The organism is Nostoc sp., assembly GCF_036917815.1.
Classification (GTDB): domain Bacteria; phylum Cyanobacteriota; class Cyanobacteriia; order Cyanobacteriales; family Nostocaceae; genus Nostoc.
Genome location: NZ_JBALEK010000037.1, coordinates 137,403 through 147,686, shown reverse-complemented (window position 1 = coordinate 147,686; position 10,284 = coordinate 137,403). Strand labels below are relative to the sequence as shown.

Annotated in this window: 3 protein-coding genes; all 3 read right to left on the bottom strand. The window is 44.1% G+C overall.

Going from position 1 to position 10,284, the window contains the following annotated elements:
• Positions 1 to 994 (bottom strand): hybrid sensor histidine kinase/response regulator (locus V7K97_RS10660; RefSeq protein WP_334800885.1); only part of this gene is annotated, 994 nt, incomplete at its 3' end.
• Between the two features lie 139 nt (positions 995 to 1,133).
• Positions 1,134 to 3,929 carry an ATP-binding protein gene (locus V7K97_RS10655; protein ID WP_334800884.1) on the bottom strand — a complete coding sequence of 932 codons (2,796 nt, stop codon included), beginning with the start codon at positions 3,927 to 3,929 and terminating at the stop codon, positions 1,134 to 1,136.
• A 451-nt stretch (positions 3,930 to 4,380) separates the two neighbouring features.
• Positions 4,381 to 10,254 (bottom strand): ATP-binding sensor histidine kinase, encoded by a 5,874-nt coding sequence (locus tag V7K97_RS10650; protein WP_334800883.1) that lies wholly within the window; start codon positions 10,252 to 10,254, stop codon positions 4,381 to 4,383.
• Between the last annotated feature and the right edge of the window lie 30 nt (positions 10,255 to 10,284).

The following is a 10,284-nucleotide window of genomic DNA, read 5'->3' as shown; positions in this document are numbered from 1 at the left end:
CGGTATTAGATTCATCCAAGGCATCAATAGCATTTGCCAGAATATTCATAAATACCTGATTTAATTGACCAGGGAAGCATTCTATTTGAGGTAAATTACCGTAGTTTGTAATCACTTCAATAGCGGGATGTTGTTCATTCGCCTTGAGACGATGTTTGAGAATGAGAATGGTGCTATCAATGCCTTGGTGAATATTAAACGGCACTTTGTAGTCTTGATCAGCACGGGAGAAAGTGCGGAGACTAGTGCTGATATTTTTTAGCCTGTCGCACCCCATTTTCATGGAGTCAATCATGTTGGGTAAATCTTCCAGAAGATAATCTAAATCAATCTCCTCAGCATGGTTGGCAATATCTCCTTCTGGGGCGTGATGGCGATATAGATTCAGATGCTCCATTAACTCTTGTACCCTTTGCTGTGCCTCATTCAAGTTGCCAGCAATAAAGCCAATGGGATTGTTAATCTCATGAGCCACGCCAGCCACAAGATTGCCCAACGCAGACAACTTCTCCTGCTGTACTAACTGGATCTGGGCTTGCTGGAGATGATGCAAAGCTTGGGAAAGTTCACCAGTTCGCTGTTCAACTTGCTGTTCTAGGGTTTGAGTGAAGCGTTGCACCTTCAGTTGGGTTTCAATGCGAATCAACATTTCTTCGACCCGAAAAGGCTTAGTGATGTAGTCCACGCCGCCCACCTGAAATGCTTTTACCTTGTCTAGGGCATCATCGAGCGCACTAATAAAAATTATCGGGATATTGCGAGTCTCTTCAGAAGCTTTGAGTTGGCGACAAACTTCGTAGCCATCAATATCAGGCATATTGATATCCAGCAAAATCAGAGCAGGAGGTTCTGACTGAGCCGATCGCAGTGCCATTGTCCCATTGATGGCTGTACGCACCTCGTATCCTTGCTCCCGCAAGAGATTGGACAATAAGCGCAGATTGTCTCGCAAATCATCGACTACAAGAATTTCTGTTTTAGATAGGAGAATCATAGTTCAATTCAAAATTCAAAATTCAAACATTTTAGACATTTACATAAGGGGACTGTTACCCCGACTGTAGCAAGATCCCCTAGGGTAACTGGCGCTACCTGTAGAGGTAGGGGTCTTAAACACGAGTGATTTACGATAACTAAGGAAGAAATTTAGTCAGTTCGATTAGAGTGTCGAACTCAAAGTTATCTACCAACTCGTTCAAAGCTTTTACCATTGCTGACTGTTGATCGGGAATCTGTTGAATCAGTGCAATTAGCCGTTTCTCCCGTCCAGTGGTAGCGGCGGCGTGAAATTCTCTCAGCCACTCAGCCGACATCACCTTGAAGTCAGACGGTTGCAGTTGAACTATTGTAGATAGCTGTGGTGGCTGATGTTGTAGATTGTCTGTTTCCTCGTACACATAGCGCACACCAAGATGTTTTTCCATTGCGTAGAGAATTTCGTAATCCCGATACGGCTTTCGCATGAAGTCATCACAGCCAACTGCCAAAATTGCCGACCGTTCTTCTTCCAAACTGCTGGCAGTCAAAGCGATAATTTTGGTGGAGTTGCCGTTGGCTTGCGCTTTGATGTACTGTGTAGCTTCAATGCCATTAAGTACAGGCATTCTCATATCCATCCAAATCAAGTGGGGCTGCCATTGTTGCCAAATAGCGATCGCCTCTTGACCATTCTCCGCTTCTTTGAGGTCAAATCCCAAGGGAGTAAGCAACTTGATTAAAATCTGGCGATTGATCTCTTTATCATCCACAATTAAGATCCGGTATCGCGGTTGATCGGGTTCCAGGGCAATAATCTGTCGCTGCAATTGCACCCTTTCCTCATCTACTGCCTCAACAGCGATCGCTTGAATGTCAAATTTGACAACAGTGCCATAGCCCACCTGAGAACTGACGGTCATCTCCCCGCCCATTAGCTGCACAAATTTGCGGCTAATTGGTAATCCTAATCCAGTTCCTTCCTGGGCATTTTTTCCGGTTTGGGTTTGGGCAAAGGCTTCAAACAATTTATCTAATTCCTCAGCCGCAATGCCTGCACCAGAGTCTTCGATCTCGAAATGTAGGGTTAGTGGTTGGGAGGTAGGCAATTCTGGGGGATTGATTGCCATCACCTTGAGCGCCACACCTCCAACATCTGTAAATTTAATTGCGTTGCTGATCAAGTTAATCAACACTTGGCGTAGCTTCACTTCATCGGTTTGTATATAAGGGGGTATATTCGGCAAATATTCAAACAACAACTGGAGCCTTTTGTCCTCTGCTTTGAGTCGGAACATATCTTCTACATCACTCAGCAAGCGATAGAGATCGAACCGTTTGGGATTCAGGGTAGTTTTACCTGCTTCTATCTTGGATAGATCGAGAATATTATTGATCAATGTCAGTAGATGTTCGCCACTACGAGTAATAATACTCACCGCCTCCCGATGTTCGGTGGAGAGGGTTTTGCTGCGAGTCATCAGTTGTGCAAACCCCAAAATGGCGTTGAGGGGGGTGCGGAGTTCGTGACTCATGTTGGCAATGAAGGAACTTTTGGCTTGATTCGCTACTTCTGCTTTTTCTTTGGCTTGTTCTAGTTGTTGATTTGATTCTGCTAAATCTGCGGTGCGATCGCTCACTCGCTTTTCCAAGGTAGCAAAGGATTCCTGTAGTTGCCCTGCCATCTGGTTGAAGGAGAGTGCCAATTGACCCAATTCATCATTGCGATCGAGTTCAACTCCATCATTCCAATCTCCCTTAGCGATATCTTTTGCTGCCTGGTTGAGGCGCAGGATGGGTCGAGTTACCCATTGAGCCGTCAGGATGCCAAAGCCTGTAGCAACGCCCAATGCTATCAGACAGAGCAGAATGGTGGTGCGGGTATTACCGTTGATTTGTCCCATGAAGTCTTTTTCAGGCACCACCACCACGACCAGCCAGTCCAGCCCTTTGTCGTCCTGCAAGGGGGTGATTTGGACGAACTGCCGCTCCCGGTCGATGGTAAAGTCAAGCTGCTGGGTGCCGTTGATGCCTGTTAGCCCTCCGACGCGAGTATCAAGATACTGAGCCGTCTGGCGGATAAGTGGATTGCTACTTTCGCTGGCTTTGAGGCGTTGTTCCTTGCCATTACTATCGACAGTAAAGGGCTTTTCAGAGGTTGAGTTGGCTACGAGCAGTCCCGATCGCTCGATCACAAACATTTCACCAGTGGCGCTGACTTGAAAGCTGTTGAGGAATTGGGACATGGCGGCAAGGGAGCGAAACGCACTCACGACTCCAACCAGTTTTTTGTCCCGATCGTAAACAGGTTGCGAAAAGCACAAGAGCAGTTGCTTTGTGGCAATGTGAGGAAAAAGAATCCATACCGATTGGCCTGCCTGTCTTGCCAACGCGTAAAGGGGTCTAGATGTCACATCATAGTTTTGCGCGAACTTAATCAACTCAGTCTTATTTCCCCGATCATCTGGAATATAGAGCCGCAGAGAGTCGCCCCGACCGTCTACGGCTGAAACTAGGGCTTGCTCATAGTGTTCAGAACCGCGCAATGTAGCTCGATCCGTAGTAATCGTGACAGCATTGACCGCAGGATGAAACAGTCGCAGCATATGCCAGGTTTGACGTTCCTGACTTTTGAGATCTTGCCAACTCCACAGCTCCCGGTTTAGATTATCAACGTTGATTTGATTGACTAGCTGTGGAACTTTCAAATAATCAACGATCTCGGCTTGAATGCGAGTCGATGTTTCGCTCCGCAACTGGCTGGCAAGGTCATTCACTGCTTGCTGACCATTGCGGAATGAGAGATAGCCTACGAGTCCCACTGCTGCTGTAATTTGCAAGACAAAAGGCACAATTACAACTGCTTGTAAAGGAATATTTCGCAAGGGTTTGGCAATAGTATGATCGAATAAGTTAATTAACATGAGTTCTGGAACTATTGTAGAGTTATTCACTTACTTGATATCCGGGAATACTGAGAAAAGTGCTAACCATATTGCACTCATACTGAAGACTTCCAGATTTAGTATTCCCAAAAAAGATCCCCGACTTCTTAGAGGATATTTTGAAAGTGGTTTGCTGTATCTTCATTGAATTATTACCCCCCTTAATCCCCCGATATATTGGGGGGAAATAAGAAAAATTCGGTTCCCTCACGCCACTTGCTACAACGGGGGAACCCCCGCAACGCAGTGGCTCCCCTTTATAAGGGGAGGGGTGGGGTAAAAAAAATATTTGATACATCAATTAAGACTTTTAAAACATCCTCTTAAAGAAGTCGGGGATCTGATACCATTTCTTTTTGAAGATGCGCCTATGGGACTTACCAAAACCTCGCTGTAGGGGCAATTCATGAATTGCCCCTACGTGAATAAAGCGCAGCCTCACATAGAATTGGTATGAGGACTATACCGGAATTTCAATGATAAATTCTGTACCCTGACCTAGAACCGAGTTAAAACTCAATTTTCCGCCGTGGGTTTCTTCAACGATTTGACGAGCGATCGCCAACCCCAACCCCGTGCCTTTACCAACAGCTTTTGTAGTAAATAAATGGTCAAATATTTTTGATTTGACTGATTCATTCATCCCCTTGCCATTATCAGCAATACCAATTTTAACTAGATCGTTTTCGACAGAGGTTGTAATTGTAATGCAGTTAGGATTGGCTTTAATTTCTTCAAAACTGCGTCCGGTATTAGATTCATCCAAGGCATCAATAGCGTTGGCTAAAAGATTCATAAATACCTGATTTAATTGACCAGGGAAACATTCAACTTGAGGTAAATTCCCGTAGTTGGTGACAACTTCAATCGCCGGACGTTGTTCATTGGGCTTGAGACGATGTTTGAGAATGAGAATGGTGCTATCAATGCCTTGGTGGATATTGAAAGGCACTTTGTAGTCTTGATCGGCACGGGAGAAAGTTCTTAAACTAGTGCTGATGTTTTTGAGCCTGTCGCAGGCCATAGACATGGAATCAATCATTTTGGGCAAGTCTGATAAACTATAATCCAAGTCGATTTCTTCGGCGTGGTCAAGAATTTTATCACTTTTGTTGGGTAAACTTTCTTGATATAGTTCCAAGTGTTCGATAATATCAGTGAAAGTAGGTTTAGCTTGTTTTAGACTAGCAGCAATAAAACCAAGGGGATTATTCATTTCGTGAGCTACACCAGCAACTAAATTACCCAATGCTGACATTTTTTCACTTTGAATCATTTGTAGTTGGGTTTGCTGCAAGTCTCCTAGGGCTTGTTCTAACTGTTGAGACTTCTGGATGATAGCGGCTTCGGCTTTTTTGCGTTCGCGTAGCGCGGCTTGCCGTTCGCGAATATCTCGACTAATCGATGCCAGACACAGTGGCTGATTGGTGAGGGGATCTTTGATCACAAAGAGTACGTAATCAGTGGGAATCAACTGCCCAGTTTGGAAGTGGCGAAAGTTCATCTCTCCATGCCCTACGCCCTGCTGCATCACGCGGGGCAGGATTTCCCGTTCGATCCGGTCAAAATCTTCTGGAGTGTGGAAATCCCGCATCTGAAAGTTGGAGATTTCGGCGGCGTCATCGAGTCCAATCAACTGCCGTCCGGCTGGGTTGAGATAAATGCCTTGTCCAGTAAGCGTTGTGATGCCGATAAAATCACTGCTGTTTTGGACTACGCCTGCCAATTTTTGCTGTTCTCGCAAGGCTTGCTCTAGCTGCTGGGAATATGTTTGCGATCGCTCATAAAGTCGGGCATTTTCCAAAGAAATTGCGGCTTGGGTACAGAGTAAATTGAGCAATTCGACGCGATCGCTCGTGAACGCTCCCGTTGCTAAATTATTTTCTAAATATAAAATACCCAGCAACTTACCTTGATGCAAAATCGGGCTACACAAAATACTCTTCGGCTGCTGACGCATGATATACGGGTCACTGGCTAAAGCGAGATCAGCCATAGCATCAAGCAGCACAACAGTCTGTTGATTATGCTTGACTTTGTAAATCAGCTTTAAGGGAATATCTTGGCTATCTTCAACAGGAAGACTCTGCAATACGACTGGCTCTGTCCCTACAGTAATTGACCCTTTAATTAGTAAGCAACTGTCTCGCAGTAGCATCAACACGCATTTATCAGCCCCCGCATTTTCGATGACGATTTCAAGCAAGGATGAAAGCAGTTTTTCCAGTTCAATTTCACCTGAGATAGCTTGAGAAGCTTTGAGAATGGCAGCTAAATCTAAAGCTACAGAGATGCTGCTACTACTGGAAGTGGCGGAACTGGTGGAGGTGACACTCCCCAAGGCAAAGATAGTCTCCTGAGTGGAGAAGGGAGAACGGGTTTGCTGTAATATGGGGGCAAGTAATTGGGGATAGCGAGTTTCTAAATCAGCGACTTTGGCTTTTGCACCCCAGCGAGCATAACAGTAATAGGCTTCGGTCATGTATTCCTGGGCAATGCGCTGTTTGCCCCACTTCAAGTAGAACTTGGCGGCGAGTTCATTGGCGAGGGCTTCTTCGTTGATGAACTGATGTTCTTTTGCAAGAGCTATGGCTTGGTCATAACAATCACTGGCTGCGACTTTTTCACCCAAAACCCGATGCTTTTCAGCCTCCACTAAATACCATTTATGCAAGTAATTCATCGGTGCATGGTGCGCCCATTGATGCAGAATAGTTTGATGGGTTTGCACCTGAAGAAGAATGTCTCCTTGCTCTGCTTGTGGCTGGGTGGGTAAGAGTGCTAGGTGTGTAAGCGCGGCATAGAAATGGAAAATAGGAATAAAAATCAAGCTTGATAATGCCATCAAATAGGACTTGAGTTGGGTGCTATAGTCGAGGGCAGCTTGATAATTGCCAAAAGAATAGGCAAGCAAAAGTTTGCAGCTGTAGGCATAGGCGATCGCCGAGAAATCGTTATCTTGCTGGTGCTTCGGCAACATAACTGTTTCATCGTAGGCCGTACCAATTAAGCAATCAGGTTGGCTTACCGGTTCTCTCAATTGCTGCACCGTTTGCCGCACCATGTCCAAAGAAATACGCGCCAAATCTTGTTTCACCTTAGCCAGGGCTACACTATAGGCAGACAATTCGGGGGTCAAAGTATCTAGGTCTATCCCGGCGAACAGCGTCGTACAGGCGTACCCGTGTATGCTGTAGGCAGCGTAGAGAAAATCACCGGTTTCCATACCAGCTATGTAGCCTTCTTTCTGCGTCAGTTGCATTACCAAAAGTGCTTCCTGGCGATGTTGGATCAAACACCCAAACAGACAGAAATTCATGGACTTCATGCCCTGAGCATTCAACCGTTCTAGTAACGAGAGCGCTAATCTACCGAACCTATAGCCCGTTTCGACTTCACCCAGAAAGGCACATAGCACCATACCATGAATCGCATAGCCTACCGTTGATGCAGGTGCATTGCCAAACTGGAGTGACAACCGCACCATTGTTGCGCTCAAAAAAGGTACTAAACCTGGCATTGCGTGGTACACAGGTGAAAACAGGACTCTTAACAGTTGCATTGCGGCGATTGCGGTGGCATCGCTCATCACGGGCAGATCAATTAACCCGCCAATCTCTCTCCCCTGGAGAAGACTTGCAAGGTCTTGTAGCACTTTGTCGTTTTGGGCTTCATCAGGTGCATTCGGGAAATCCACCCCTAATTGACTCAGTACCTCTCTTCCCAAGGCGATCACCTCTAATATTTGGCTCTGAGCAATTTTTGCTGCGATTTGAATTTCGTAGATTTTCACCTTGTCAACAATTGTTTGTGCCTGCTGCAATACGACTGCGGCTTGATGTTCCATATCCGCAAAGTCACCATTCAAATAGCTGGCTTCAGCCATTGCCACATAGAGATTGAGAGTCAAATCATACTGACTTTGCCAACAGTTTGTCTGGAGTAGCTGAATCCCCGTTTGCAAATAAAGCCTGGCTGCGGCATAAGCTGTAGAATTTCTTGCCTTCACTCCTGCTTGTAAATTCAGTTGAGCTAAGGCTTCTCGTTCCCTTGGCTGAGTAATTAACTTTTGTCCTTGGTTTAGATGCCCGACAATATCAAATAGCTTTTCTTCAAGCTCTATCCCAGTAGTATTTTGCAGTAGTAACTGTCCAATTTTGAGATGAGTTGCTGTTTTTTGTTCATCGAGAATTAGGGAGTAAGCCGCCTGCTGTACTCTGTCATGTAAAAATCTATATTTGGCTAATTCTTTACTGGTATTTTCATGTGACAGTGCCAATTGTTCGCGTTCTTCTCCTTGATAAAACTTATAAACATCACTAATTGGTAAAATTAACCCTTCTTGCAGTGCTTTCCACAAATTAGTAGCCGTTTCTATCTCTGACTTTTCTGAAACAATTGCTAAAGTTTTTAAATCAAAAGAGTTGCCAACACAAGCAGCTAGCTGTAACACCTGTTGAGTTGATTCTGGCAGTTTTTGCAGTTGCAAACTCATAAAAGCTACAACATCATCTGTAATCGCAAGAGTCATCACTTGTACAATGTCACATTGCCAGAAATGTGACTCAAAATTAAATTCAATTAGCCTATCTTGATGTAATGCTTTGAGAAACTGGGTGGCAAAAAACGGATTGCCTTGAGTTTTTTGATGGACTAATTGAGAAAGAGGCGATGCCAAACTTTCTGTACATTTAAGTGTATCGGCAACTAATTGATTGACTGTTAGTTGACTCAGTGGTGCTAAAGTAATTGTATTAATAGTTGCTGATGTTTTTTGGATTTCGCTCAAAGTCAAGATTAATGGATGTCCTGGATCGACTTCGTTATCACGGTACGCACCAATTAATAAAAGATACTTGGTATCAGCCATTAAAAGCTGCATTAAGTTCAGCGATGCTGAATCCGCCCATTGCAAATCATCTAAAAACATCACTAAGGGATGTTCAGCACTAGTAAAAACTTGGGTGAATTTTTGAAATAATAAATTAAATCTATTTTGTGCCGCTATTCCTGATAATTCTAGTGCTGGTAGTTGTTCACCAATAATTATTTCTAATTCGGGGATAACTTCAATAATTACTTGTCCATTTTCGCCAAGAGCATCTAATATTTTGTTTCTCCATTGTTGAATTTGTGCGTCACTTTCGGTTAACAATTGCCCGATTAAATCTCGGAATGCTTGCACAAAAGCAGAAAAGGGAATATTCCGTTGAAATTGATCGTATTTTCCTTTGATAAAATAACCGCGTTGCCGCACAATTGGTTTATGAACTTCGTTGACAACCGCAGTTTTCCCAATTCCCGAAAACCCAGCTATCAACATCATTTCTGTTGCACCAAGGCTAACTCGCTCAAATGCTTGCAGTAGGTTTGATACTTCGGTTTCTCTGCCATAAAGTTTATCAGGGATGATGAAGCGATCGCACACATCCCTCTGTGCAATTTCAAAACCCCGGATTATACCATCAACTTGTAGCTGATGTAAACAATTTTCTAAATCAAACTTCAGTCCCAAAGCACTTTGATATCTGTCTTCGGCATTTTTTGCCATCAATTTCATCACGATGTCACAGAGAACTTGGGGAATCTCTTCTCTATCCCCTATTCCCTGTCCCCTATCCCCTAACATTGGTGGAAGTTTGGCAATATGAGAATGTACCAACTCCATCGGATCGTTTGATTTAAATGGTAAAACTCCAGTCAGGAACTCGTAGAAAGTTACACCTAAAGAATAAAAATCAGTCCGGTAGTCAATCCCCCGATTCATTCTTCCTGTTTGTTCTGGGGAAATATAAGGGAGTGTCCCTTCTAATACATTGGGATTGATTAATGTCTGCGTTTCCCGTGGAAGTAAAGATGCGATACTAAAGTCGATTAATTTAACTTGTTTGGTTTCGGGATTAATGAGAATATTGGCGGGTTTGATGTCTTTATGAATAATCCGCTCGCGGTAGAGTATATCTAAGATATTGCAGAGTGCGATCGCAATCCGTAAAAACTCTTCACCAGAAGCGATATATCGCATCTGATCAGAGGTAAAATAATCTTTGAGAGAAATCCCGCCAAAATCTTCCATCACTAACGCATAACCATTTTGGTAGGGTTCTAGGCTGTAGGTTTGGATGATTAGAGGTGAGTTGAGATTTTTGGCGATGGTGTACTGATTACGAAACTGTAACAATTCGCTGAAACTCGGATAAGGATTTTTCAGCAGTTTAATCACTACCGGTATTGAGTCACTCTCTCGATAGCCTCGATAAACTAGAGTTCTGGAACCATTGTAGAGTTCCTCGCTGATGCGATATCCGGGAATACTGACAAAAGTGCTAACCATACTGCGCTCATCCTGAATATTTCCAGATTT

What these genes read in the sequence shown, in the direction of transcription:
- V7K97_RS10650 (WP_334800883.1), bottom strand. Translation starts at nt 10,254, where the DNA reads ATGGTTAGCACTTTTGTCAGTATTCCCGGATATCGCATCAGCGAGGAA.